Source organism: Bradyrhizobium genosp. SA-3, assembly GCF_004212635.1.
Lineage (GTDB): Bacteria > Pseudomonadota > Alphaproteobacteria > Rhizobiales > Xanthobacteraceae > Bradyrhizobium.
In genome coordinates, this window is the sequence record NZ_PSRT01000066.1 from 1 (window position 1) to 24,417 (window position 24,417).

Annotated in this window: 19 protein-coding genes; 13 read left to right on the top strand and 6 right to left on the bottom strand. The window is 58.4% G+C overall.

What is annotated here, in order from left to right:
- Positions 1-31 precede the first annotated feature (31 nt).
- The 7 genes from sctN to CWO91_RS22985 all read left to right on the top strand — a co-directional run bounded on the left by sctN (position 32) and on the right by CWO91_RS22985 (position 6,480).
- The gene (gene sctN / locus CWO91_RS22955; protein ID WP_130216519.1) at positions 32-1,387 is read left to right on the top strand and encodes a type III secretion system ATPase SctN; all 1,356 of its coding nucleotides are present in this window, start codon (positions 32-34) and stop codon (positions 1,385-1,387) included.
- A complete protein-coding gene (locus CWO91_RS22960; protein WP_130216521.1) occupies positions 1,363-1,899 on the top strand; it encodes a hypothetical protein in 537 nt (178 codons plus the stop codon). The genes sctN and CWO91_RS22960 overlap by 25 nt, the downstream gene beginning before the upstream one ends.
- 14 nt (positions 1,900-1,913) lie before the next feature.
- Positions 1,914-3,011 carry a type III secretion system cytoplasmic ring protein SctQ gene (gene sctQ / locus CWO91_RS22965; RefSeq protein WP_165405647.1) on the top strand — a complete coding sequence of 366 codons (1,098 nt, stop codon included), beginning with the start codon at positions 1,914-1,916 and terminating at the stop codon, positions 3,009-3,011.
- The gene (sctR, locus tag CWO91_RS22970; RefSeq protein WP_130216523.1) at positions 3,004-3,669 is read left to right on the top strand and encodes a type III secretion system export apparatus subunit SctR; all 666 of its coding nucleotides are present in this window, start codon (positions 3,004-3,006) and stop codon (positions 3,667-3,669) included. The genes sctQ and sctR overlap by 8 nt, the downstream gene beginning before the upstream one ends.
- Before the next feature lies 1 nt (position 3,670).
- Positions 3,671-3,946 carry an EscS/YscS/HrcS family type III secretion system export apparatus protein gene (locus tag CWO91_RS22975; protein WP_025038819.1) on the top strand — a complete coding sequence of 92 codons (276 nt, stop codon included), beginning with the start codon at positions 3,671-3,673 and terminating at the stop codon, positions 3,944-3,946.
- 684 nt (positions 3,947-4,630) lie between these two features.
- Positions 4,631-5,446 (top strand): type III secretion system export apparatus subunit SctT, encoded by an 816-nt coding sequence (sctT, locus tag CWO91_RS22980; RefSeq protein WP_130216525.1) that lies wholly within the window; start codon positions 4,631-4,633, stop codon positions 5,444-5,446.
- Positions 5,443-6,480: an EscU/YscU/HrcU family type III secretion system export apparatus switch protein gene (locus CWO91_RS22985; protein ID WP_130216527.1), complete on the top strand. Its 1,038-nt coding sequence runs from the start codon at positions 5,443-5,445 to the stop codon at positions 6,478-6,480. The genes sctT and CWO91_RS22985 overlap by 4 nt, the downstream gene beginning before the upstream one ends.
- Positions 6,481-6,671: 191 nt before the next feature.
- Here the strand turns inward: CWO91_RS22985 and CWO91_RS22990 are convergent, their stop codons facing one another.
- From CWO91_RS22990 to CWO91_RS23010, 5 genes are all read right to left on the bottom strand, one after another.
- On the bottom strand, positions 6,672-7,304 hold the full coding sequence (locus CWO91_RS22990; RefSeq protein WP_130216529.1) for a CpaD family pilus assembly lipoprotein: 633 nt from the start codon (positions 7,302-7,304) through the stop codon (positions 6,672-6,674).
- 10 nt (positions 7,305-7,314) lie between these two features.
- A complete protein-coding gene (locus CWO91_RS22995; RefSeq protein ID WP_130216531.1) occupies positions 7,315-8,769 on the bottom strand; it encodes a type II and III secretion system protein family protein in 1,455 nt (484 codons plus the stop codon).
- Positions 8,770-8,796: 27 nt separating this feature from the next.
- Complete coding sequence (locus tag CWO91_RS23000) at positions 8,797-9,486, bottom strand: response regulator (RefSeq protein WP_091881823.1); 690 nt, start codon at positions 9,484-9,486, stop codon at positions 8,797-8,799.
- 40 nt (positions 9,487-9,526) lie between these two features.
- The gene (locus CWO91_RS23005) at positions 9,527-9,907 is read right to left on the bottom strand and encodes a hypothetical protein (RefSeq protein ID WP_130216533.1); all 381 of its coding nucleotides are present in this window, start codon (positions 9,905-9,907) and stop codon (positions 9,527-9,529) included.
- Positions 9,908-11,342: 1,435 nt separating this feature from the next.
- The gene (locus tag CWO91_RS23010; RefSeq protein ID WP_245471337.1) at positions 11,343-11,690 is read right to left on the bottom strand and encodes a hypothetical protein; all 348 of its coding nucleotides are present in this window, start codon (positions 11,688-11,690) and stop codon (positions 11,343-11,345) included.
- Positions 11,691-12,264: 574 nt separating this feature from the next.
- Here CWO91_RS23010 and CWO91_RS23015 point away from each other — a divergent pair.
- On the top strand, positions 12,265-12,705 hold the full coding sequence (locus CWO91_RS23015; protein WP_091882132.1) for a VirK family protein: 441 nt from the start codon (positions 12,265-12,267) through the stop codon (positions 12,703-12,705).
- A 470-nt stretch (positions 12,706-13,175) separates the two neighbouring features.
- Here CWO91_RS23015 and CWO91_RS23020 read toward each other — a convergent pair whose 3' ends face one another.
- Complete coding sequence (locus tag CWO91_RS23020) at positions 13,176-15,509, bottom strand: hypothetical protein (protein ID WP_130216535.1); 2,334 nt, start codon at positions 15,507-15,509, stop codon at positions 13,176-13,178.
- Positions 15,510-17,253: 1,744 nt separating this feature from the next.
- Between CWO91_RS23020 and CWO91_RS23025 the strand changes: the two genes are divergently transcribed.
- The 5 genes from CWO91_RS23025 to CWO91_RS23045 are packed head-to-tail and all read left to right on the top strand — an operon-like array spanning position 17,254 to position 23,858.
- Complete coding sequence (locus CWO91_RS23025; protein WP_130216537.1) at positions 17,254-18,594, top strand: NtaA/DmoA family FMN-dependent monooxygenase; 1,341 nt, start codon at positions 17,254-17,256, stop codon at positions 18,592-18,594.
- A gap of 29 nt (positions 18,595-18,623) precedes the next feature.
- Positions 18,624-20,312, top strand: a complete 1,689-nt coding sequence (locus tag CWO91_RS23030; RefSeq protein ID WP_245471338.1) for an ABC transporter substrate-binding protein — start codon at positions 18,624-18,626, stop codon at positions 20,310-20,312.
- Entirely contained in the window at positions 20,284-21,273 is a 990-nt protein-coding gene (locus CWO91_RS23035) for an ABC transporter permease (RefSeq protein WP_130216541.1), read from the top strand. The genes CWO91_RS23030 and CWO91_RS23035 overlap by 29 nt, the downstream gene beginning before the upstream one ends.
- Positions 21,270-22,133, top strand: a complete 864-nt coding sequence (locus tag CWO91_RS23040; RefSeq protein WP_130216542.1) for an ABC transporter permease — start codon at positions 21,270-21,272, stop codon at positions 22,131-22,133. Before CWO91_RS23035 ends, CWO91_RS23040 begins: the two co-directional genes overlap by 4 nt.
- Positions 22,134-23,858: a dipeptide ABC transporter ATP-binding protein gene (locus CWO91_RS23045; protein ID WP_130216544.1), complete on the top strand. Its 1,725-nt coding sequence runs from the start codon at positions 22,134-22,136 to the stop codon at positions 23,856-23,858.
- Positions 23,859-24,417: the final 559 nt, after the last annotated feature.

The window sequence follows — 24,417 nt, forward strand, 5'->3', positions numbered from 1 at the left end:
GCCTTAATCCATCTTCTCAGGAAAGCGATTCGTGACGACGCAACGATCAGGCCATGATCAAGCGGCCGGAGAAGGAGATGTGCATGCGGCGATAGCATCTCTAAGATTCGCAGCAAAGGATGTCGATACGCGTGCCGTGCGGGGACGGATCACGCGTGCGATCGGCACCTTGCTCCATGCCGTGTTGCCAGGGGCCCGTGTTGGAGAACTTTGCCTGTTGCAGGATCACGCTTCCGGATGGTCACTTGAAGCGGAAGTCATCGGTTTGCTGCCGGACGGGGTGTTGCTGACGCCCATTGGCGATCTGGTGGGCTTGTCCCACCGCGCGGAAGTGCTCCCGACCGGGCGCATGCAGGAGGTGTCAGTCGGACCCGACCTGCTCGGCCGCGTGATCGATAGCTTCGGCCGTCCACTCGATGGCAAGGGGCCGATAAAGACGGTCCACAAGTGTCCGCTCCGCGGCAAGGCGCCCAACCCGATGAGGCGGCGTGGCATCGAGCAGCCGTTTCCGCTCGGCGTTCGCGTGCTGGATGGACTTCTGACGTGTGGCGAAGGTCAGCGGATCGGAATCTATGGAGATGCCGGTTGCGGTAAGTCGACGCTGATGTCGCAAATTGTAAAAGGCGCGGCCGCCGATGTCACCGTGGTTGCGCTCATAGGAGAGCGTGGACGCGAGGTGCGTGAATTCATCGAACGTCATATTGGAGATGCCCTCGCTCGCACGATCGTTGTCGTTGAGACGTCCGATCGATCGGCAATGGAGCGGGCGCAATGCGCTCATATGGCGACCGCACTCGCCGAGTATTTTCGTGATCAAGGGCTGCAGGTCGTTCTGATGATGGATTCGCTGACGCGCTTTAGCCGTGCGATGCGCGAAATCGGCCTTGCCGCAGGAGAACCTCCTACCCGGCGCGGCTTTCCTCCTTCCGTCTTTGCGCTGCTGCCTGGTCTGTTGGAGCGTGCCGGTATGGGCGAGCGGGGCTCGATCACGGCATTCTATACCGTGCTTGTCGAAGGTGACGGCACGGGCGATCCGATCGCCGAAGAGTCGCGCGGCATTCTCGATGGTCATATCATTCTTTCGCGCGCGCTGGCCTCGCGAGAGCATTTTCCTGCCATCGACGTGCTGTCGAGCCGAAGTCGTGTCATGGATGCGGTCGCCTCTGGTCCACATCGCAAGGCGGCATCCGTCTTCCGCGATCTGCTCTCGCGCTACAATGAGGCTGAGTTCCTGATCAAGGTCGGTGAATACAAGCCGGGCAGCGATCCACTGACTGATCGGGCAATCGATTCAATCGAGGAACTGCGCGCATTCTTGCGCCAGGGACAGGACGAGCCGTCTAGCTTTGAGGAGACCGTTTCATGGATGTCGCGTCTGACGGCCTGAATCTCGTGCAAGCGTCGAAATTGCGGCTGGTGAAAGACATGAGAGAGCGAAGCGCGCTTCGTGAATTGTCGAACATGGAAGCCAGGCGCCGAATTGCGGTCGAAGCACTCCAGCGAGCGTCTGAGAATCTTGAAGGCGCGGAGAATCGTCGCGCCAAGGTCGAAGCTGAACTTTATCAGGAGCTGGCGTCGCTCGAGACGATGTCCGTGACCGAGCTCGATCGTCGCTGTCAACTCGTCCTTGGGCGACTGGCAGCACAGATCGAATCGGCACGCCAGGCGCGTGAGCAGGCGCGCATCGCGCATGAGCAGGCTCAACGGGCAGTGAATGGGGCCCGGACCATATGGGCCAAGCGTTCGGCGGCGAGCCAGAAATGGGAGGAGATTGAGGGCAATGTCCAGCGCACTACCGCTGTCCGTTCGGAATGTGCAGCCGAAATCGATGCCGGCGACGAGGTTTTGCTCCGATATCAGGGTGGTTCGCGCAGCCAGGCGGTCGGTGGCTCGAACTAATGGCTGGTTCTCTTATGACGTCGCGAGCTGCGCCCGTGGAACCTGCGGTAAATACCGTGGGTGAACCCGCACTATTTCAGCCAGCGGTAAAGTTGTCGCATCGCGTGGTCTCGTGGATCAACGAGGTCGCCGCCCCGCGCACGGTTCTGCAGAGCCGCCTTGGCGATAAGCCGGTATCGATCCGTATAAACCGGCTTGTTTGGCAGGCCGAGCCATATGCCATGTCGATGCTCGACTGCGTATTTTGCGCCGGAGGCGAGACCGCCGTCTTGTCCTTGCCCCGCGTTCTCGTCGAGGCGCTGATTTCTACGGTCCAGTATGGCCTTACTTTACCTTCCGACCCAACCCGCTCGCTGCTTCTCGAACTTGCTCTGGAAGCTTGGCTCGCTCGATTAGAGATCATGCTCGCGCGGAATTTGCAGCTGATCCGCATCGAAGACGCAACGGCCAAAGACCCCTATTTGGAGTTCGACGTTACTTTCGGACCAGTGGCGGCCAAGGCCCGCCTGTTCTTGTTCGCGCCTCTTGACGGTCTGGTTCCGTCTGCGTTTCGTGTGTTAGGCGAGTTGATCGGCCAGTTACCGCGAGATTTAGGCAAGATTTCTTCGGAATTGCCGGTCCTGATTGCGAGAGAGATCGGCTCGCTGCGGGCGCCCGTCAGCCTTCTTCGTCAGGCACAGCCCGGCGACGCACTGCTGCCCGACGTCATTCCATTTGCCCATGGCCAGCTCATCCTCGCTGCGGACAAGTTGTGGGCGCCGGCGCAGGTCGCGGGCGACAGACTTATCCTTCGGGGACCATTCCGCCTGCAGTCCCATCCTCTAAGGTATGCAAATATGACGATTCGCCCCCAAGCGGAGCAAGCAGTCCCGCCCTCAGAAGCCGACATCGACAGTGTTGAGATCACGCTTGTGTTCGAATGCGGCCGCTGGCCCATCCCGCTGGGTACGTTGCGAAGCATCAACGAGGGGCACGTGTTCGAGCTTGGCCGGCAGCTGGACGGTCCGGTCGACATTGTCGCCAACGGCCAATTGATCGGCCGCGGCGACATCGTACGTGTCGGTGAAGCGTTGGGCATCCGGTTACGTAGCAGGTTGGCGGTCAATGGTTGAAATTCAACCGAGCATCCTTGCGCTTGTTGCGGCGACCGTCGGCCTTGGCCTGTTGACGTTCGCAGTCGTCACAACGACGGCGTTCATCAAGGTTTCCGTCGTTCTCTTCCTGATCCGCAACGCGCTCGGCACTCAGTCCATACCACCGAACATCGTTCTGTATGGCGCTGCATTGATCCTTACCGTGTTCATAGACGCCCCGGTATTTGAGCAAACATACAACCGCGTGACCGATATGCAACTTCGTTACCAAACCGCCGACGACTGGTTGACCGCCGCCAAGGAGGGCAGCGAGCCGCTGCGCGCCCATCTCAAAAAGTTCACCACTGAGGAGCAGCGCACGTTCTTCCTCTCGTCGACGGAGCATATCTGGTCGGAGGAGATGCGCGGCAACGCAACAGCCGATGATTTTGCGATCCTCGTGCCGTCCTTTTTGATCTCGGAGCTTAAGCGTGCGTTTGAAATCGGTTTTCTTCTCTATCTTCCGTTCATCACAATCGACCTGATTGTGACGACAATTCTGATGGCCATGGGCATGTCAATGGTGTCACCAACAATGATATCCGTTCCTTTCAAGCTTTTTCTGTTCGTCACAATCGACGGCTGGTCACGGCTCATGCACGGATTGGTCTTAAGCTACGCATCTCCCGGGAGTTGAGATGGACGAGGCCAGCATCCTCACCCACCTGAGCCGATCACTGGTCCTGTTCATGATCTGGGTTCTACCGCCGCTCCTGGCAGCCCTCGTGGCCGGATTGGGTATCGGCATCGTGCAGGCAGCAACCCAGCTCCAGGATCAAACCTTGCCGCTTACCGTGAAGCTCCTCGTCGTCGTCGCCGTGCTCGTTCTGTTTGCTCCGGTGCTGAGCGCGCCGCTGATCGAGCAAGCGCAGCATATCTTCACTGAGTTCCCCGCGCTCACAGCGAGATATTAGTGCGCGGAACGCAAGGCTGTCTAAGTTTTAGCTATAGCGCGCGTTTGTCGGCCTTCATTGTGAGCCACAAAAGGCGAGTTCGTCAGCTTATCGAAAGCTCGCCTCACTAGCATGAGACGGATAGATATCCGAACTGTCCTGTTCGGCTCCGTGAGCCTGCCGTATTCGGAGGGAGAATGACCCCATTTGGAAGTTCTATCCATTCGATTTAGGTTTTGCTCGCGACGTGATGGAATCACCTGCTGAGACCTGGTCCTCGATGCATTGCCTGGCGAGTTGTCGACGCAGTGAACGGGCGAGCCGCTTTGATTGCAAGCGGCCCCACGATTCTGGCGTTCTGGTGAATGAGCCTGCGAATGAAGGTGCGCTCGAGACCGATCTCCATAGACTGCGAAATTGATGGAAGCTTCGAGGCCCTCAGATCGCCAAACCGCGCTGCGGCCGGTGAGAGCGGAAGAAGCTTGGCTTGTAGGCCGCGCAGCGGCACGATTCGCCGGTGCTCTCATCGAATGGTCATACCTCTGCGCTGGATGGCTGTGGTCATATGGATGGTTGAAGCCGAAGTCATCTGCCTGTCGCTCTGCAACCGCTGGAACACGAGATCTGCAGAGTTCTTGACGTCTCACATCATGGCGACGCGAGTGCGACGGTTGCATCGCTGAAGGAACGACGAGCTGAGCTCAAATGGATGCCTTGTCACCCGCCGAGACGCAAACTCTGATTCAGACTCCTGTCGAGTTCGTCGTTGCGGCCGGACTTGGCGCGGCCCGGGCCCTCGGCATTATGCTGGTTCTTCCGGTATTCACGCGACCGCACATTAGCGGGATTATCCGCGCAAGCGCGACGGTTGTGATTGGATTGCCTTGCTTGATGCAGATCAGGAACGGCTTGCAGACACTAGATCCGGGCACCCGTTTGATTGCGGTCTCGCTCCTCGGTTTGAAGGAGATATTTATCGGCCTGCTGTTCGGTTTTCTGCTTAGTATACCACTTTGGAGCATCCAGGCCGTTGGTGACATCATTGATACCCAGCGCGGGATCTCGAGCCAGGTGGACGATCCTGCGACACGCAGTCAAGCCGCCCCGATGGGGCTCTTTCTCGGGACTGCCGCGGTTACGATCTTCGTTGTATCAGGAGGTCTGCAGACCATGGTCAGATGCCTCTATGGAAGTTATCTGATCTGGCCCGTGTATCGGCTGCTACCGCCCCTGACCCACCAAGGGGCAATGGAGTTTATCGGGCTTCTCGACCATATCATGCATACGGCCCTCGTGGTCGCCGGGCCCGTGCTGGCTCTGCTGCTTCTGATCGACGTATCCCTCATGCTGCTCGGGCGCTTTGCGCCGCAAATCAAGCTGAACGATCTCTCTCCGACCATCAAGAATGCCGCCTTTGGCATCATTATGGTCAGCTACGCCGTCTTCCTGATCGAATATATGGGAGCAGAGATCATTCAGTTCAACGGCGTGCTGGAGTGGCTCGGGAAGTTCTTGAAATGAACGACACGAGCGAAGAGAAAAACCTTCCACCAAGTCACAAGAAGCTGCGAGACGCGCGTAAGAAAGGGCAGAGCCCGCGCAGCGCCGACTTTGTGACCGCGGCAAGCCTTTGCGCTGGTTTCGGTTGCCTGTGCTTCAGGGCGGGCTCGATCGAAGACGGATGGCGCGAAGCCGTGCGGCTCATCGACAAGCTGCAGGAACAGCCCTTCAACAGTGCGGCTCGGCAGGCGTTGGTCGAATTGATGGACCTTTCTATAACGGCCGCGGCTCCCATCCTAGGTGCGGCGGTGGTTGCGGCGATTCTGGCCGGTGTCTTGGCCGGCGGCGGGCTGACGATTTCAGGTGAGCCGCTTAAACCCAGCTTTGAGAAATTGGATCCCGTCAAAGGGCTGAAGCGGATTTTCTCCCAGCGGTCGGTTGTCGAGCTTGGAAAGTCTATCGTCAAAGTTTTGCTTCTTGGCGCTACGTTCGTTTTCACTGTGCTCGCAAGTTGGAGGGCACTGGTATACTTGCCCGTTTGCGATTTGAGCTGCTTTGGTTTTGTCTTTAAAGAGCTCAAGGTGCTGATCGCGATTGCTGCCGGCGCTCTTCTGATTGGCGGCTTGGCCGATCTGCTCATTCAGCGTTGGTTGTTCTTGCGCGACATGCGCATGACGCAGAGCGAAGCCAAGCGCGAGTCCAAGGAACAGGACGGTAATCCGCAGATCAAGGGTGAACACCGGCGGCTCCGCCGGGAGTCGGCGAACGAGTCTCCGCTCGGCATCCATCGGGCGACAGTGATACTGACGGGGCGAGCGACATTGATTGGGCTGCGCTACGTTCGGGGCGAGACCGGCGTCCCGGTACTGGTGTGCCGCGGTGAGGGCGAAACGGCTTCACAGTTACTAGCGCAGGCGCGCGCCCAACGTCTGAGCATTGTCGAGGATCATGTCTTGGCGCGCCAGCTGATCCAAAAAGGTGCGATGGGCAAGGCCGTTCCGATGGAGTGTTTCGAGAGGGTTGCAAAGGCAGTCTTTGCCGCCGGCCTAGTTTAGCGTCGCGCAAAACAGCGATGCGCTCAAATCTCTGGTCAACGATCCAACTGTCCCAGAACCTGGTCTGCAAGCTGCACGATCCCAAGAAAAGGACCGACCAAAGATTGGATTCCAGGCTCGTCGGCCGATTCCAAGACTGATATGGACAAGAATGCCAACCGGCGTCATGCTGCTCGGGTCTTACGAGCCGCTTATTGGGTTTCTGGCGCAACCCTGTTATGCGTTTCATCCTCCAAATTGCTCCTGTTGCCCGCCGACGTGGCCCCTCGAGCGGTGATGGGAAGCACTGCACGATCACCACTGGTCGGCATGACAGCGCCATTTCCTAACAAGTCGCCAGGTTCATTGACCATGACCGCAAGGTTATTCCGGACTGAGCAGCCAAGGGTTGGATTGAACGAATTGTCGTTCACTGTAGGAGCAACGATGGAGAGCGAGGGGCAGACCGGAGGATGGGCTTCGAAAGTGATCGCTTCGATCCTCACCCCGGAACGAGCCGGCAAATCCACACGAGAAGCAGACAGACGGATGTTGTAGGTGGCAACGCCCATGGCGCGAACCTCGTGGGCCACCTGTGCAATGAGTCTGGGTGGGCCGATGACACCCACATGGAGGGCATCCCGCCGGCCGCGACTGGTCGCTGCAATAAAGCTTCGCAGCCGATGCCGTTCGGGGCCACGAAGGCTCTGCAGGAACAGCACGCTACTCTTCTGCTCGACCTGGATCTCTTGGTCAGCCGGCGCGGGCTGGATCGAAGCAGTATTTGCGCAGCCGCCCAATGTTGCTCCAATAACGATCGGATAGCACAGATGTCGCAAAGTCATTTGGCGATCCTCATTCGATAATAAAGCCGGCGCTGCCGGTCAATCCTGGTGCGCTGGCGCGAGGCGCATCGCGCTCTCGCGGCGGCCGGGCCACCGTGTTCGTCAAAATCCGCCCCGCGTCTGAGGGCGGTGAGATGCGGTCGCTCGGCGCACTCATCCGGTTGGGATTCGGTCCCGGCCGCACGATGTAGGGCGTGACAATAATGACCAGCTCGGTTTCACGTTTTTGAAACGATGAGGAGCGAAAAAGCGCGCCCAGGATCGGCACATCGCCAAGCCAGGGAAACTCGCCTATATCAGTGTTGAAGTTGCGTCTGATGAGGCCGCCGATTGCAAAGCTCTGACCGCTGGCGAGCTCGACCACGGTGCTCGCCCGCCGAGTCGAGAGGGCAGGGACCGCCATGCCATTGATTTTGACCTCGCCTTCGCTCGACAGTTCGCTGACTTCGGGCTTCACACGGACATTGATCTGATTATTGTTGAGAACCGTCGGAACGAACTCGAGGCTCACGCCGAACTGACGAAATTGGACCGAAACCTGCCGGTTGTCCTGCATCACCGGAATGGGGAATTCGCCTCCGGCGAGAAAGCTTGCGGCTTCGCCGGACATCGCCGTTAGATTCGGCTCAGCCAGGATTGAGGCGAGGTGCTCGCTCGCGAGAGCGTCGAGAACAGCGCTCAGGTTGGTATTGCCGGCGCTAAACCCAATCCCGATCGTGCCGCCGCCGCCGGCCGCGCCGGACCCGCCCCCTTTGCCGGTCACAAGGAAAGCGCCGTTTGGGCTCGAGGCCGTGAAGTTGATGTTGAGATCCTTGACCGCGCTGCGGGAGACTTCTGCCACCCGTACGCTGAGATTCACCTGCAATGAGCCGGCGACCTGGATCTTGTTGACAACCAGCGCGCCCGCGCCAAGAAACTGCTCAGTGACTTTCCTGGCGGTCTCGACGACATCGGCATTGGGCGCCGTACCGCTAAGGATCGCGCCGCGCGGGGTATAGCTGACCTGAATCGGATAGTCGCCGACCTCAGCCTTCAGCGCGGCCCGCAGATCCTCGATCGGTTGGGTGACGACAACACGCAGCTCGGCGAGGGCCTCTCCGTTGTCATTCAGGGCGAACAGGCTCGTCCGTCCGGACTTTTTGCCAAACACGAAAATCGTGGTGTTCGACGGCGCCTGATAATCCGCAATCGCCGGGTCGGCAATAAAAATGCTCGCAGCCGGTCCGGTCAGATGAACTGTCTTGCCCTGTGAGGAGGTAAGGTTGAGCGTGCCGGTGGTGCTGCCAGGCGCCGCACGTGGCGGTTCTCCTTTGCCATCCCGCTTTGTCTGAGCTGTGACAGCAAGCGGAAATAGCAGAGCGAGTGCGCACAGGACGTAGCAGAGGCGGGGAAAAGCGGCATAGTGCGAGCCGCTGGCGACCATCCACGGCTCATCAGCGCCGGCGGCATTGTTAATGACGTTCAAGGGAGAGTTGCTTTCAAGTTCGATCGGCTAGGCAGCCGATGCTGCGCCAATGAGTTCAAGGGTGTAACCGACACCGCGCGCGGTCTTGATCCTGAGCGTTGCACCCGCCTGGCTCAAATGCGTGCGTAAGCGATAAATCCCGACTTCCAGCGCATTGGTCGAGACCTCGTCGTCAAATGCATACAAGCTATCTTCGAGCGATGCGCGCGGCACGGTACGGCCCGCGCGGTTGAGCAGATGTTCAAGAATGCACACTTCGCGACGCGCAATTCTCAGTATTCGACCACCGACCGAGACTTGTCTCGCGATAGGATCGAAATGCAGATTCCCGAATGTCACCACCGGCGCCGTCATTTGCGTTGACCGTCGCAGAATAGCTCGCATGCGAGCAATGAGTTCGTCGATAGACACGGGCTTGGGCAGAAAATCATCCGCGCCTGCATTGAAAATCGCAATCCGCCGGCTAAGATCATTGAGACTGCTCATCATCATGGCCGGCATTGACCGTCCCTCGCGCCGCAACTGCTTCAGCCAGTCCAATCCGTCTCCATCGGGCAAAGCCGATTCGAGCAGGACCATGTGGTAGTTCGCGCAATCGAGCGCGGCCGCCGCCTCATCCAGCGTGCGTGTCACGTCGACGGCGAAGCCGCAACTTAAGAGCGCTTCCTTCACGTCGCGGGCAAAGTCCGCATGATCATCAACCAGGAGAATTCGCATTTCATCGCCTCTCGTCCATCCACGCCAAGACCTGAGCGCGTCACGATTGACCATGGGGCTCGATGAAATTGAGAGGCGGTTGCATTGGTGTGAATTGGAACAGCCCCAAACGAGAGGGCGGAACATGTTGACAGGCGATCAATATCTGCGGGTCCATTGTCATCGGATGGACTACAGATCGCTGCGGCCTGCTTACGGCGTCGGCGCCGCTCAACATGTCCCTCATGCCAGCAAGGGATCTGATTTTGTTTAAAAGGCTGAAGGCCGCGGCAGCCCGCTGACGCGTCTGTAGGCCGATCACAGCCGTTCTTGAATGCACTGAGCCGACGCCTGCGGTGCGAAAAGCGCCAAGCCGCGCAATCGAAGCCAAAGCACGGGAGACGATCGGCTTTGTGACCGAACAGATGAGCGAAACCGACATTTGGAAACTTCCCCAATTCGTCTTCGTCCGCGGGCAGTCTTGCTGGGCTGTTGAGCCCGTCGTGTCGTGAAGTCACGACAATGCAAGTCTTTCCGCATTCGAAGACACTTCACGCGAGGCATCTGGCCAGTGGCTTCACAGGCCGAGATGCACGACAGAAAACGATCAATGCCCCTCTCGGCTTGAAGAACACCCTCCCGCTACCCAATTGTTCGCACGCAAGGTGTCGACCGTCCTGAAGCTCCGTCGCGCCCGAGCTCCCCTCGTACGCCGCAGCCCAGCGAAAGCTGCGAACGATGGCCGAATCGAGCTGCACAGTGCTGCCATCGCGCATAGATCCAGGTGGCTAAACCAGCACCATTTCGTCTCACGGGGTGCACGGCGCCAGAATGATCGGTTCTCGAATTTGGAGTTGGCGTGTGCCCGGCAAGGGCGAGATAGCGACCGCCAGCGTTCTGCTCGCGCGCCGCATCTTGATTCACTTGCGAGGGGATCGGCGCTACGTCCTCCGATCTGCACATAGGCGATGGACGCTGGCCCTGGAGAGGAGCAGTCCAGCAGCGTGACGGGGCGGAGCGGCGGAGCATTGTGCTTTTGAGACGTTCGCAATTCTTGCTACCTGTCAGGAAGAGTTCACGCGAGCGGGTTCTGTGTCGCGGGACTGTCGGAAATCCTACAATCTGACGCTAGGTGAGATTCAAGTGCCTTTGACTGCTGGTTGTAGCAGTGCTCTCGAACTCGCAAGCATTCTGAAGCGATGACGACACAGTCCGGACCAGACTATCGACCTGCGCGTAACGCTCGTCCCTCTCGCCAGTCATGAGCATTTCGTCGGTCCAATTAAGGCGTAGCTTTGAGTCAAAGCCGATGACAGTGTGGAAGGCAGTCGTCTTTGCTAGGCCTTAAGGCGTGACGGTCACGGTGGTCCGACCGACCTCATACGTGCCAATTTAGCAAGGAGACGGTGGCGAGCCGCGTGATGCTTCTATGTGAGGCGCGGGAGCTAACTTCTGTGATGCAGACGCCCGAGCGCGCAAGCCGATTTGACCGGCAAGGGACTGAAAAAAGAATCGATTGCCACACGACATTCTTGAATGCTGCCTCCATAGATCACGATCGACTATGCGGCCTTTAGGCAAGATCGGCAAAATCGATTGTTTTGATGGAACGCATCCAAGTAGCGAATAGGCCATTGTGCGACGAGCGGTGGAAGAGCGAATGATGGTGCGAGTGTGTCCTCCAGAGCGTCGGGTACCTCTGGGGGATGTGCGCGCGCCTTCGTCCCTTGCGCAGGTCAAGGGATGGGTTGATCGGAACATTAATCACGAAGCCATTATCGTGAGGCGGCGCCGCTGGGACGAGTGTTCCTTAGGTGGTTGTCTTGGTGAACATCAAGGAACCTTCGAGAATGGCGCGGTCGCCAGTTGTCTAATCATTACTCTCCAGTCCCCCGCTTGTAGGGATTTGTTTCGCTGGCGGTTCGGTAGGTCTCCAAATTGCCGCCCAGGAACAAGCGCTCGGTCTCACGGGTGGGCGTTCTGCCCAGCGAGCACATCAAATCCACATCCGCATCGATGTTGTCCTGATCCTCCACATTCATTCCAAGGCCAATACTGCTCAGTACGTCGTCGGGCGTCCAGACCGCGGAATTCGGTACGGCGTAGGTGTGCAGCGTGTTCGCATTGTTAGCAATCGCTCTCGCCCAGTGGTCACGCGAAACGGTGAGTTTTGAGGGGTCTTCGACCAACGACACGAATGGAGATGCTGTTGTCTTACCGCGCATACGGCATTCCGTCGATCGATGTTCATCCGTTTCCCCTCGCAAAGTAGTTGTTGGTGACCATTTCTTTGCAAAGGCAGCTTTCGAGAAGCTGACGGGAGCGAAAATGAGGCTGTTTGTTTTAGATGAGGATTGGCGGATATACTGAGGCGCGCGCAGCCGGACTCAAAGCCGCAAGTTGGCGCTGCATTGCGCCATTTAACAGTGTTTCGAGGAGTTAAGCTCAGCTGCCTTGACTGCACGGACTTGTTACCGCGGCGCGAGGTTCGTGCCAGCCTAAGTCCGGACCTAGTCGTTCAGGCGGCAGATACCGGCGCCGTTTGTGGTTTCTAATGGCTCCGATCGATGAATCATTTCGCACGATGACGCTCGCGAGGAGGCGACTTCAGCAAACCTGACCTACGATGTTGTGACGTCCGAATAGCCGTCACAACCACTTGCGTCTGATTGCAACCGATTGTCTTGTTCGAAGTGCGACGACGCTTGATGTCTGTGATCCGGCAAGCGGCTTGCGACAACCGCATCTTGTGACGTTTCGCTTACGCGACCTGTAGTTCCTATGGAGGGAGAAGAGCATATGAACTTAACTGGCAGAGCTCTGTTGATCGTGTTGTCCGTGCTTTCTGGGATAACCGTGAGCACGGTGGCCAGAGCCGATGAGACCTCGCCGAAATACGCCGAGGTGCTCAATGCCCTGCAGACGGGCAAGAGCGTGAAACTCATATTGGATATGAACCGCTGTACTACCGCCGAGGGCGGCAAGTCCGGGCCTGCGACGCAAGCCGGTCTGGTCATCAATGCCTTCAGGGTGACCGCCCAGAACGGCATCAGCTTTGCCAATGCGCACCAAACGGTGGATAGCTCTGGACATGCCGTGACCGAATACATTCGCCACAGCCTCAGCCGCGAAGGCAAGCTTACCGTGCGGGCCTCCAAGCTTGTCGTCGGGACCACCGAACTCGTGAACCAGGGCGAATTCATCTGCGAACTACCTGATGGCGCAAAGTTCATCTGGTAAGCAAACAAGTACGGCACAGGGCTGGGGATGGGCTGGGTAGCTTATTGCTGGTGGACGGCTTCACCAGCCGTGGCACGATAGCTTTGATCGTGACACGACGGCCAGATAGTCTCTGGCCGTCTTCCATCGAGGGACGAGCTGTAAGACCTTGCGTCAGTTCGCCTCAAGGTGCTGACGAGGAGCCGTCGATACTCAACGGGAAGATCGCTCGGCGCAGCTATGCTCATATGATGCGGCGCGATGCTCGCCCAAGCTGCATGTGAGCACGCGCACCGGCTTCGTTGCCTGAAGCGAGGGCTGGCGAGCTGCTGCAAAGGAGGTGATCAGCGCGCATTGCTGTTGAGATCACGCTCGAGAGGCCGTCCTGGCGTTGTATTCGGAGCCCGGCCGTCGCTCCGCTGGTTCAGGAGAACGAAACATCCGGCATGCCTCGTGTTCGCTTGCGGAGCTTTATCACGGCGTGCCCGAGGTTAGCCAAATTGTGGCCGATGGAACAGAAGAACGCGGCCTCCGGGTAGGCTTTCGGCCGTGTACAACTGGCCGTAGATCAGGAAACCGGTCATCGGGACATGCTCGTTCGGCAGGAGATTAAGATTTTGAAGCATGTCGATCACGATAGGCGATGCCTCTTGTGGGCCGTGCCTCCAGTCGTCGCCGAACAGCTCTCCGAGTTCAGGCAGCTGCGGGGGTTGCTGATGACCCGCAGCTATTGGCGCAGACGGCAACGAAGGGTTCTGCGCCAGCCCCATATGAGCGCTCTCGCGCAATCCGAATGACGCGGGCGGATCAAATCCTGGTGCAAGAGTGCCGGGGATAGCTGAAGCAGCCGCTGGCCTCATAGGTGGAGCGTCACCTGGCAAAGTGAGGCGAGGGTGATAAATGAGCTGGACGTCATTAGGTCCTTCCGGTCCCAACACGGCCGTGTAGCGTTCACCGCCAATCTCGTAGTTCATGATCCGCTGTTCCGCATCAGGCAAGAAGTCCCACTTACCCAGGGTCGAAAGCAGCATGTCAGGAGCCGCCTGGGTACGATGGGAAAACTCCGTGGGAACTGCGAACGACACGTCAAATGTATCGCCCACAGCGGGAGAGCGAAGGTGGATAAGCTGAATGTCATTCGGTCCTTCCGGGCCTAACACGGCCGTATAGCGTTCGCCGCGAATGTCGTAGCTCTTCACCCGCTGTGCTGCATCCGGCAACAGACCCCAGCGGCCCAGTTTGGAACGCATCATGTCCGGCGCGGGCTGGGTGCCGTGGGAGAAGTCCTCGGGAACTGTCAAAGAAGCATCGAAGCTATCGGTGGCAGTGGGAGGGGCCTGCTCAAGCACGGCCGGGGCCGCACCGGCTTCGCTCGTCATCCGTCGAGAATTTTCAAGTGGCGCGGGATTCTGCGGCTGAGGGCTGGGATGCCAAATTGCGGCATCGAAAAGCTCTTCCCGACCGACACTTGGAATGGGCGGGGGGGAGGCTGACCACATGGACCACCAAAACTCCTGGGCATCAAAACGGTCAGCAGGCACGCAATCGTCCGGTCCCGCAGCATTCAAAGAGTCTTCCTGCACTACACTTTGTACAGGTAAGCGAACTGCTGAACTCATTGGCTGCCCCAGCACCGGTGCATCGAAGGTCATCGCCGGCCGCGGACCTTCCCGGTCAGCGGCATCGAAGAGCTCTTCCTGGGTGAGACGTGGCATCGGCGAGTGCGCGCTTGAACTCGCCGCCGTCCAAAGCGCCGGTGCACCGAAGGTTGTGACTGGCGGCAGGCCCTCGCCATCCGCGGCATCGAAAAGCTCTTCTTGAGCGAAATTTTGGACGGGCGAGAGAGCGGATGAACGCATTCCCTGCCAAAGAACTGGAGCTTCGAAGTTGTGAGCTGGAAGGTTGCCCTCCGCCGCGTCGAAAAGCACATCCTGGGCCACACTTTGTGTCGGAGAATGAGCGGCTAACACCCCCCCTTGCCACTGCGGAGCATCGAAACCGCCAGCCGGCAATGCCCAATCCCGGTCCGCAGCGGCGTACAATGGCTGCTCATCGAAAACCCGTGCCAGCGAACCGGCGGCCGGCTGAATTATTGGATCGCGTGAGTTGTCTCCTTCTTCAAGAGAATTGATGTGTCCGACGATCTTACGATATTCACGTAGCCTATTCAGGGCGAAGATGACTTTCTTGTCATTCGGAAACAAAGTGTTGGCATGGCCGAGCAGTGCATCATCACTGAGCTTGGCAATGGACAACGGTCGGAGCGCTGCCGCGAGCTTCCGAAGAGAGCTCGAATAATTTCCGATGGTTTTCGCGTCCATTTCTCGACCAAACCCTGCGCCCGCCGCCTCCCTGATCAGGCGGTCATCTTCCTTGGAAGGGCGGTAGTGTGTTGGGGCGGGCCGAGGGGCCGCATTGGGCTCGCGGTATCTTTCGACCATTAGCAATGCTGGGGCGATGATTTTGTCGTTTGGCAGCAGCTTCTTGGCGTAACCCAGCAACGTGTCGTTATCGAGGTCAGCCATTGATTTGCCCGACTGCTTCAGCTCTTCGGCCAATTTGCGAAGTCGACGATCATAAATACTGACGCTGGTAGGACCCGGCGGTGGCCCGCGCTCGAGCGCGGCGCCGGATGCTGCTTGGATGAGGCGATCGTCTTCCTCAGTGACATCATAGAGGTCCCTATGGGGATATATCGGGCCGACCTGTCGCGCCTCTCCCAGATGCTGCTCAAATTCCGCTTGCTGCTGTTGCGGCTGTTGCACGGTGGCATCGGATGCAGCGAAATTTTTATCGGCTGGGTTGATATTGGTGAGTCGGTCCATGATCCCGTCCGTTGACATCGCTCTCTAGTTCCATCGCTACGAACATTAGCTTTCCAAAACCTGACGTGACAATGAACTAGGTCGGGGCTAGTGCCTTCTTCGAGCGCGCTGCATCCTTCGATCGGCGAATTTGTCCGGGGGCATAAGAGCATCGGACAATGCATCCTGCGGTCGTGGTTATCTCCAATATCCGGCCGGCCAGGATTGTCTGCGCGTAAGTCTTGTAACACCATTGAGTATGCCGTCATTCTGTCTGCTCCTTTCAGATGCCGGAGCAGGTAATTGCTAGAGAGGGAGTTCGGTGCGCCGCGGATTGCCTTGCTGCTCGGGGGATTGCAAAATCCAGCATCGGCTATTTGCCAAAATGCGCTAGACGAAGCTCGTACCTCATCGCCAACAATGCACGAGTTCGACAATCCGCTACCGAAGGGGGAGTCTGCCCTGTCGGCTCGCTTTCTACACGTTGATCGCCGGTTGGCGCCATGGCCGCCACAAGCATTCTCGTTACGTCTCGACACGCGCCAGATGCCGGGCTCGATGGCTCTTGCCAAGTTGCTCTGTTGAAGAGGCGAGGTTCGGCTTGCGCCAAGCATTCGATCCTGGGACCGCATCAGCAATCCGTTTCAGGCGGCTCGGGGGGACGATCGCGGACATTTGGGTGCCCGCGGCTACATGCGTCGTGCCCAGCGGTGCTCGTTTGCAGGCGCAGACCAATCCACTGACCGTATTGCGAGGCAGGTCACGCTTTCGGGTTTTCATCGGTGTATCGCTGGCGCCGCGGCGCCCGGCAAATATCACTACCGCTTCCGTTCCTGACTATGAAGTCTCGTCACCACCTCCTCGAAGTTGGCACTTCTTGACGTGCACGCAGAGATCCGGGCAGCTGCTCCGTGCTGCGACCTACATAGTCGCGTCGCAAATGCTGGCCGAGCCCTTTTCCAATCAGCCAGGCCTTGTCTTACAACGAGCATCGCGAATTTCGAGTGTTTCATCGCATTATTAGATAGTTTCCGAGCGCAAGCTTGCCGGCTGCGTTTATTTGCCAAAGTCGGCAGCTAAGTTGCTGACCAACGTTGTCGCGCCGAATGTCTGATGTGTTCTCCAACGCATCAATGTCGCTCGGTTTTCTAGCCCGTCCTGCAAATTGAAGCCGGTGCGATCGTAGGCATCGGTTGTCATCCGTGAGCCCGATCTCCAGCCTCCTGAACGAAGAGGATAGAGACATCGCGAGAGAAGAGGATGCCAATTGAGGAGAGTAGATTGGAATACTCAACTATTGCGTTTGGCTGCTTTCAACCTCTACACATCCTTTCGTGACGCGCGCTCGCGTCGGCGGCGGAGTCAAGGCGTTTGTGATCGCGAAGAGGCGTCCAAAACGCCTTCCAGAGAAAGTGGCGGGGCATCTTGATGAGCTGTGCAGAGCCAATATGAACGCACCCGTTTTGAAACAGCTCAGCGTTGGACTCGAGTTGGACGCACCTGGGCGCCATTGGGCATGCGTCGTGGTCGAAGGTCTTCTGCGTCTCGACCGCTGCGAGAAAGTGCCAAGAGATAGCCAGGGCGTCTTTGGTGATATCCCTCTCACACCAATGAGTGGCTTGTTGTTAGCCCCCTCGACATGGCTGTTCGCGGGCATTCAGGGCGGACCTTCGAGAAAGGGCAGGGTGCTCGCCGAGACCGCTGGCGAAGGTCGGATTGTCACGACGTATCGAGCGGCTAAGAGGCCGCTGCATTCGGGCGTGTGATGTCTTCGGTCAACCCTATGCTCCATATCGGCTTAAATCTTCATGGCGCTGGCGGTCACTCCGCCGCGTGGCGCTGGCCGGGTACGAATCCAAGCGCGTTTTTTGATATCGAGCACTACGTCCGGGCTGCGAAGCTTGCGGAGCACGGCCTGCTGGATGCCGTATTCCTCGCCGATACCCCCGCGATAAATTCCGACATCACGCGCCAGCCGCCGCTTAATGGGCTCGAGCCTACACTGGCTCTCACTGTGATCGCCCGCGAGACGGAGCGGATCGGACTGATCGCCACCGCGTCGACAACCTACAATGAGCCATACAATCTGGCCCGGCGTTTCCAATCGCTCGATGTCATCAGCGGTGGCCGCGTCGCCTGGAACGCAGTCACGACGTCGAGCCCGGCGACGGTAGCGAACTTTGGCGGTCATCAGCTCGGACGCGCAGAGCGCTACAAACGCGCCGAGGACTTCGTTGAAACCGTCCGTGCTCTCTGGCTGAGCTGGGACGGAGAGATCATTATCGCCGATCAGGCTGCGGGACTTTACGCAGATCAGAGCCAATTCCGGCTACTCGATCCTGATACGAATAGTTTTGGTATCCGAGGTCCACTTACGCATCCCGCTTCGCCTCAAGGTCATCCAGTCATCGTTCAAGCGGGCGGTTCGGATCCCGGATTACGGCTTGGTGCCCGCAGTGCAGATGTCGTGTTTGCGGCAGCCGGGGACTTGACAACGGCGCTGCAGGAGGCCGAGCGCCTACGTGCTCTCTCTCGGCAATTCGGCCGCCCTGCGGCTCCGCTCATCCTCCCAGGTCTCGTCACCTGCATCGGCGGAACCGAAGAGGAGGCGGCTCGTCGCAAAGAGCAACTTGACGAGTTGCTCGATCTGGAGCGCGCCATCGCCGCTCTTGCACGAAGCATGGGCGTGGCGGTCGAGAAGCTCAGTCTCGATGAGCCCATTCCCGAGGAGATTTTGCCCGATGCAGATAACGTTCCGTTTTCTGTCGGTCACCATCGCACGATCGAAACTCTGGCGCGTCAAGGCCGGACGGTTCGCGAGATCATCAGCAGCGTTCAAGCTTTTGGCCACCGCTTGCTCGTCGGCGCGCCCGAGCAGATCGCTGATTCGATTGAGGCCTGGTTCCGCGCTGGCGCGGTCGATGGTTTCAACATCATTCCGGACGTGCTGGCCGACGGCACTGCGGCCTTTGTCGATCATGTCGTGCCCCTCCTCCAGAAGCGCGGTCTGTTTCGCACAGAATATCGGGGAGAGACATTGCGCGAGCATTTGGGGATTCCCCTCCACATCGAACCGGCAAGCACGGCGAGTACGTCAGCGGTCTGACGCTGCATTCATTGCCCTGGAGCTTGGACATGTCTGTATCGAATTCGCAATCATCGAGGCGTTTCACCCGCCAGTCGAACCATCGCGGAAGAAAAGTGGCGGCTAGCCTGTTCGTGCTCCAAAGCCTGTCACAGTTCGCGCCCATCGGCCATGCCCAAGAGGCGTCGGCCGGCAACATCAAACGAGGAGGCGTTATTCGTTACGGGCATTTTCAAGAGCCGGCGTGCCTGTTCGGAGGATGGGTGCAGCAATGGTATCTGCAGCGCCAGTACAGCGATAATCTGGTTGCCCGCAGCGAGAATGGCAAGATTGAGCCCTGGCTGGCCGAGTCATGGACAATCTCGGATGACAAAAAGGTATACACATTCGAGATAAAGCCGAACGTGAAGTTCACGGATGGGACTCCTCTCGATGCGCAGGCCATCGCTGACAATATCAACGGATGGCTCAGCAACGACCCCGATCTTCGCAATCCGACTGCCGCTCCTTATCTTAGCGATAGCTTCGAAGCGGCAAGGGCAATCGCTCCTCTGAGATTGCAGGTAACCTTGAAGGTGCCATTCCAACCCTTGCTGAACGTGTTCGCCCAATCCTCACAAGGCATTCTCTCGCCATCCGCGCTCAAACGTGGACTTGCGGTGAATTGCGAGAACCCTGTCGGCTCAGGTCCATTCATTGTCGACAAGTGGCGCCATGGGCGGGAAGTCACCTTCCGCCGCAATCCCGACTACAATTCGGCGCCGGCCACCGCGAAACATCAAGGACCGGCTTACGTTGACGGGATCAGCTGGAAGTTTCTGCCAGATCAGACTGTCCGATACGGCTCGCTGATCACGGGGGAGACCGATGCCATATACGATATCCCGGCTATCGCATGGAAGGACGCGAATTCCCGCTTTCCAGTATTGCGGCACCTTACCGGCGGCACCCCTCTGCGCCTTGCGTTGTATACGGCCCGGTCCCCATTTGACGACGTGCTCGTCCGCAAGGCCTTTGCCTATTCTACTGACCGAAAGGCCGCGGTCGACACATCCTTCCTTGGCTCTTTGCCATTTGAAGGCAACGGTGCGCTAAGTCAGAGCTCGCCGGAATACCTGCGTGAGCTCGGGCAGTCCTATGCGTACGATATTCGAAAAGCCAATCAGCTGCTTGATCAGGCGGGTTGGACTGAGCGTGATCCTAACGGCGTTCGTGTCAAGAATGGCAATCCGCTCATCGTGCGCATTTCCTATTCGAACGCTTTTCTGAAGCCAGATGGCGAACAAGCCTTGCAAGTTATCCAGCAGCAGGCAAGGGCGGCCGGTTTTGACGTACGTCTTCAACCCACCAATCCGGCTGATTTCTTCGCCGGAAAAAACCTCGGACCCGATGATTATGAGGTCGTTCTCCTCTATTGGGTTGCCCCCGGCGCTGAGATATTCCGGATCTCGTGGAAGCCCGATCAGGATGGCGAGTCCAATCGCTTCAATCCCTCACGCTACCAGGATCTGACGCTTTGGGACGTCATTCAAAAAGCGGAGCAGGATTTCAATAGCGTTGAACGTACCGTCCTCTATCAGCAGGCGGAACGGAAGATCGTGGATGACGCTCCTGTGATTGGCCTCACGGTGCTAGACGTAACGTTGGCGACCAAGCCGAACCTGAAAGACGTTTGGCTCGACCGCGGGTCAGTTGGCGAACCTGTCTTCTATGACGCTCATTTTGACGACAAGAAATGACGCCGTGAAGATACTAGCCCATCATCCCATTGTTTGGTTCGCGCGCCGGATACTGTCCGGCGTGGTCGTGGTGTGGGCTGCCGCAACGTTTGCGTTCGTAGTTCAGTGTGTGCTGCCTGGCGATCGCGCCCAGATCATCATCAATGTGACGAGTGGCAACGTCGGGCCGGCGTCGTCGGCAGAGCTTGCAGCGATCAATGCGAAATACGGCTTTGATCAACCGCTCGCGGTTCAGTACGGCAAGTACATATTGCAAATCCTGCATGGAGACCTTGGCGAATCGTACCAGCAGCATCGGCCCGTCGCAGGGATCATCGCGGAACAGATTGGCCCCACGATTATTCTGGCGATCGCCGCGCTGCTGATCGCATGGATTATCGCAATCCTAACAACCTTGTTCATCGCCGGCAGAGACAACATATGGTCGAAGCTGCTCAATGACACGCAAGTCTTTTTGGCAACCGTGCCGCCTTACTGGCTAGCCACAATTCTGCTGGTTGTCTTTGCGGTAAAGCTGCGCATTTTTCCGGTCATCGGTGGAAATTCGCCGATCGGGCTCGTTCTGCCGACACTTGCGTTGGCTCTTGAACTGTCGGGCTTTTTCGGACAAGTCGTTCAGAACGAGTTCACGCGCGTGCTCGAGCAGCCGTTCGTTGCGTCCGCGCGCGCCCGAGGTATGAGTGATTTCGGCGTCAGGCTTCGCCATGTCCTCCGCCACGCCGCATTGCCCGGCATTACTTTATCAGGTTGGGCGCTCGGCAAACTTCTTTCGGGCGCGATTTTGATCGAGGTGGTTTTCGCTCGCCAAGGCCTAGGTGGAGTCCTTGTCGCTGCAACGTCCTCGCGAGATGTTCCGATTGTCTCGGGAGCTGTTTTGATCTCTGCGGGCCTATTCGTTGTTGCCAGCGTGATTGTCGATCTGACTTACCGGGTGGTCGATCCGAGGATCAAGTTGACATGAGCATGTTCGCCGAAGTCACCGTGTCTCGGCCGCTCAAAGAAGTCCTGGCAATCGTCCGCCATGTTCCCTTCCGAGTTGCCGTCTGTCTCATCATCATTGGCCTCTTTGCCCTCGCGGCTATGGCGCCAAAGGTGCTGCAGACGCACGATCCGCTCGCTATTGATTTGAGATCGTCATTGCAGTCTCCGTCGATCGCCCATTGGTTGGGGACAGATCAATTGGGCCGAGATCTTTACTCTCGAGTAGTCGAGGGGGCAGGCCAATCCCTGGCCATCGGACTTGGCGCGACGGCACTGAGCATGTCCATTGCGATCGTTTTTGGCGCCGCCGCCGCACTTTCTGGTGGCGTACTCGACAGCATCCTCAGCCGGATTGTCGACGTGCTCTTCGCAATTCCCACGCTCTTGCTCGCCCTTGTGTTCGTGACCGTTTTTGGGCCGTCGGTATCGACTGAAGTCATAGCTGTCGGAATCGGCACAGCGCCAGGGTATGCGCGCATGATCAGGGGCCAGATCCTTTCCATCAAAGGGACAGGGTATGTGGAGGCCGCCAAGGTGCTGGGCCATCCATTTCCCCGTATCGTCTGGAGGCATATTCTTCCCAACGCCTTGAACCCGCTGACAGCAATGATGACGATCGGCGTGGGTCAGGCGATTATCTGGGCCTCCGGTCTTGCCTTTCTGGGTCTTGGCGTCGCTCCCCCGGCCCCTGAATGGGGCGCGCTGCTCAATGCCGGGCGCAATTATGTGATCTACGCCTGGTGGCTGGAGATCATACCCGGTCTGGCAGTGACGGCGTTTGCCCTCAGCGTCACCATCGTCGGGCGCCATCTACAGGACCGTCTGGAAGGAAAAAGGTGAATGTTGCAGGTTCGTCCCAAGCCTGTCTCGCAGCAGGCAGACCTCCTCACGGTCGATTCGCTGCGTGTTTCGTTCGGGCGCGACATCGCCGAGAAAGCGGTTGTGCGCAGCATGTCCTTCTCCCTCCGACCGGGACGGTGCCTTGCGATCGTCGGTGAATCCGGCTCAGGCAAGAGCGTGACTGCACGGGCTCTCATAGGCCTCGCTGGTCGCCACGCCGATGTCCATGCACGCCAGCTGAGCTTCGACGGGACGGACCTGATCGGCCTTAACGATCGTGCCTGGCGGCGCATCCGCGGCAACGAGATTGGCTTTGTATTACAGGATGCACTCGTCTCGCTTGACCCGCTTCGCCGGATCGGCAAAGAGATTGGTGAAGGCTTGCTCCTCCATGGTGCGGTGTCATCACGCGAGGAGCTCGCACAGCGCGTCATTGCTCTCCTTAAGCTCGTCGGCGTCCCTGAGCCCGAGATCAAGGCCCAGCAGCTGCCGCATCAATTATCCGGCGGCCAGCGTCAACGGGCTCTCATCGCTGCAGCACTTGCGCTCGATCCACGCATCCTTATCGCCGACGAGCCGACTACCGCTCTCGACGTGACGGCGCAAGCTCATGTGCTGGCACTGCTCGAGGAGACCAAAACGAGGGGCAAGGCTCTGATCCTGATCAGTCACGATCTGGCAGTGGTCTCCCGCGTGGCGGATGAAATCCTCGTCATGCGAGGAGGCGAGGTCGTCGAACGCGGCACCGCCGCCCAGATATTCAAAGATCCGCGACACCCCTATACTCGTCAGCTGCTGGACGCCGTGCCATCAGGCCGGCCGCGCGGCTCGTGCCTCTCACCATCGACTATTGTGCGTTCGCCTCACCGGCAAACGCAGCCACCCGTGCAATCGCTGCCGAAATCTCGTCCCATCCTGCTCGAAGCGACAAGTCTGGTGAAGCGTTTCAAGGGCCCGGATGGCACTTTACGGGCGGCTGTGGACGGCGTCTCCTTCGAACTGCGATCCGGCGAGACTTTGGGCATCGTGGGTGAGTCCGGATCAGGAAAGTCAACGATGGCGCGCATGGTCCTGGCGCTCGAGGAGCCTGACGAGGGAGCCGTTCAGTTTGCAGGCCGGCCTTGGACCACGCTCGCCGAACGCGAACGGCGGGCCCGGCGGCGGTCGATATCGATCATTTACCAGGATCCTCTTGGCTCGTTTGATCCGCGTTGGACGGTCGGACGCATCATATCCGATAGCCTTTCGAGCGAAGTTGGGACACGGCGCAAGCGGCAGGAGCGCGTTATCGAGCTGCTCGATATGGTCGGACTATCCCAGGCCTTGCTGGACCGACGACCGCTCGAGCTCTCGGGCGGTCAGCGCCAGCGCGTTGCGATCGCCCGCGCGATCGCACCAGATCCTGCCGTAATCGTCTGCGATGAACCGGTTTCGGCGCTCGACGTCTCGATCCAGGCCCAGGTCTTGGACCTGCTCGGCTATCTGAAGGACCACCTCGGCGTAAGTTATCTCTTCATCTCGCATGATCTCAGTGTTGTTCGTCATATCAGCGATCGCGTCATAGTTATGCGCCGGGGCAGAATCGTCGATAGCGGCGCCACTGAAGAGATATTTCGTAATCCACAGTCTGAATATACCAAGAGCCTTATCGCCGCCATGCCGTGTCTTGTGCGCGACCAACAGATAGGTCATTCAGCTACAATCCTCGAAAAAGGTATCGCATGAATGCCTTCAAATTCGACTTCCTTTATCACGCAATCGTCTATCGATCGCCGGGGTATTCGCCCTTGCGCGCCGATTTGGTCACGATTGCGCGCTCGCTCATGGCTCGACCAGGACAGTCTGTGGCACCGGTTCCCACTAGGTGCACCGGTCGGCGCGCGGAGCAGGGCTAGCGGAGTTTGAACACTCGCCAACCGTGAGGTCGGCGATCCGCACGTGTCCAATTGCAAGTCATCGATTGCGTGCCCGCAAGGACTGGCTCTTGCTCTCCTGCAAACGAGCTCGGAATTTTCGCTTTCACGATAGCCTTGCGATCATGGTGCAGTCCCCGACAACGAGACCCTGTTTGTCAGGTTCAAAACATTCGGCGTCAATTCCGATTTCGTGAAGCCTATTCAGCTCCTTACTTGCGACTGATGCGCGGCTGGCACGGTCGTTGCTATCGAAAATGAGGCAACGCCGCGTAAGGGCTGAGTGCAGCCCTGGATGAACGATCACTTTTCCGCCCGCAAGCCGTGGGTCCATTCTGAGAAAGAAGCAAGACCTTGAATTTTTCGCATTC

What these genes read in the sequence shown, in the direction of transcription:
- CWO91_RS23000 (WP_091881823.1), bottom strand. Translation starts at nt 9,486, where the DNA reads ATGCGAATTCTCCTGGTTGATGATCATGCGGACTTTGCCCGCGACGTG.
- CWO91_RS22975 (WP_025038819.1), top strand. Translation starts at nt 3,671, where the DNA reads ATGGACGAGGCCAGCATCCTCACCCACCTGAGCCGATCACTGGTCCTG.
- CWO91_RS22960 (WP_130216521.1), top strand. Translation starts at nt 1,363, where the DNA reads ATGGATGTCGCGTCTGACGGCCTGAATCTCGTGCAAGCGTCGAAATTG.
- sctR (WP_130216523.1), top strand. Translation starts at nt 3,004, where the DNA reads ATGGTTGAAATTCAACCGAGCATCCTTGCGCTTGTTGCGGCGACCGTC.
- CWO91_RS23015 (WP_091882132.1), top strand. Translation starts at nt 12,265, where the DNA reads ATGAACTTAACTGGCAGAGCTCTGTTGATCGTGTTGTCCGTGCTTTCT.
- CWO91_RS23030 (WP_245471338.1), top strand. Translation starts at nt 18,624, where the DNA reads ATGTCTGTATCGAATTCGCAATCATCGAGGCGTTTCACCCGCCAGTCG.
- sctQ (WP_165405647.1), top strand. Translation starts at nt 1,914, where the DNA reads ATGACGTCGCGAGCTGCGCCCGTGGAACCTGCGGTAAATACCGTGGGT.
- CWO91_RS23040 (WP_130216542.1), top strand. Translation starts at nt 21,270, where the DNA reads ATGAGCATGTTCGCCGAAGTCACCGTGTCTCGGCCGCTCAAAGAAGTC.
- CWO91_RS23005 (WP_130216533.1), bottom strand. Translation starts at nt 9,907, where the DNA reads ATGTCGGTTTCGCTCATCTGTTCGGTCACAAAGCCGATCGTCTCCCGT.
- CWO91_RS23025 (WP_130216537.1), top strand. Translation starts at nt 17,254, where the DNA reads ATGTCTTCGGTCAACCCTATGCTCCATATCGGCTTAAATCTTCATGGC.
- CWO91_RS22985 (WP_130216527.1), top strand. Translation starts at nt 5,443, where the DNA reads ATGAACGACACGAGCGAAGAGAAAAACCTTCCACCAAGTCACAAGAAG.
- sctT (WP_130216525.1), top strand. Translation starts at nt 4,631, where the DNA reads ATGGATGCCTTGTCACCCGCCGAGACGCAAACTCTGATTCAGACTCCT.
- CWO91_RS23045 (WP_130216544.1), top strand. Translation starts at nt 22,134, where the DNA reads ATGTTGCAGGTTCGTCCCAAGCCTGTCTCGCAGCAGGCAGACCTCCTC.
- CWO91_RS23035 (WP_130216541.1), top strand. Translation starts at nt 20,284, where the DNA reads ATGACGCTCATTTTGACGACAAGAAATGACGCCGTGAAGATACTAGCC.
- CWO91_RS23010 (WP_245471337.1), bottom strand. Translation starts at nt 11,690, where the DNA reads ATGCGCGGTAAGACAACAGCATCTCCATTCGTGTCGTTGGTCGAAGAC.
- CWO91_RS22990 (WP_130216529.1), bottom strand. Translation starts at nt 7,304, where the DNA reads ATGACTTTGCGACATCTGTGCTATCCGATCGTTATTGGAGCAACATTG.
- CWO91_RS23020 (WP_130216535.1), bottom strand. Translation starts at nt 15,509, where the DNA reads ATGGACCGACTCACCAATATCAACCCAGCCGATAAAAATTTCGCTGCA.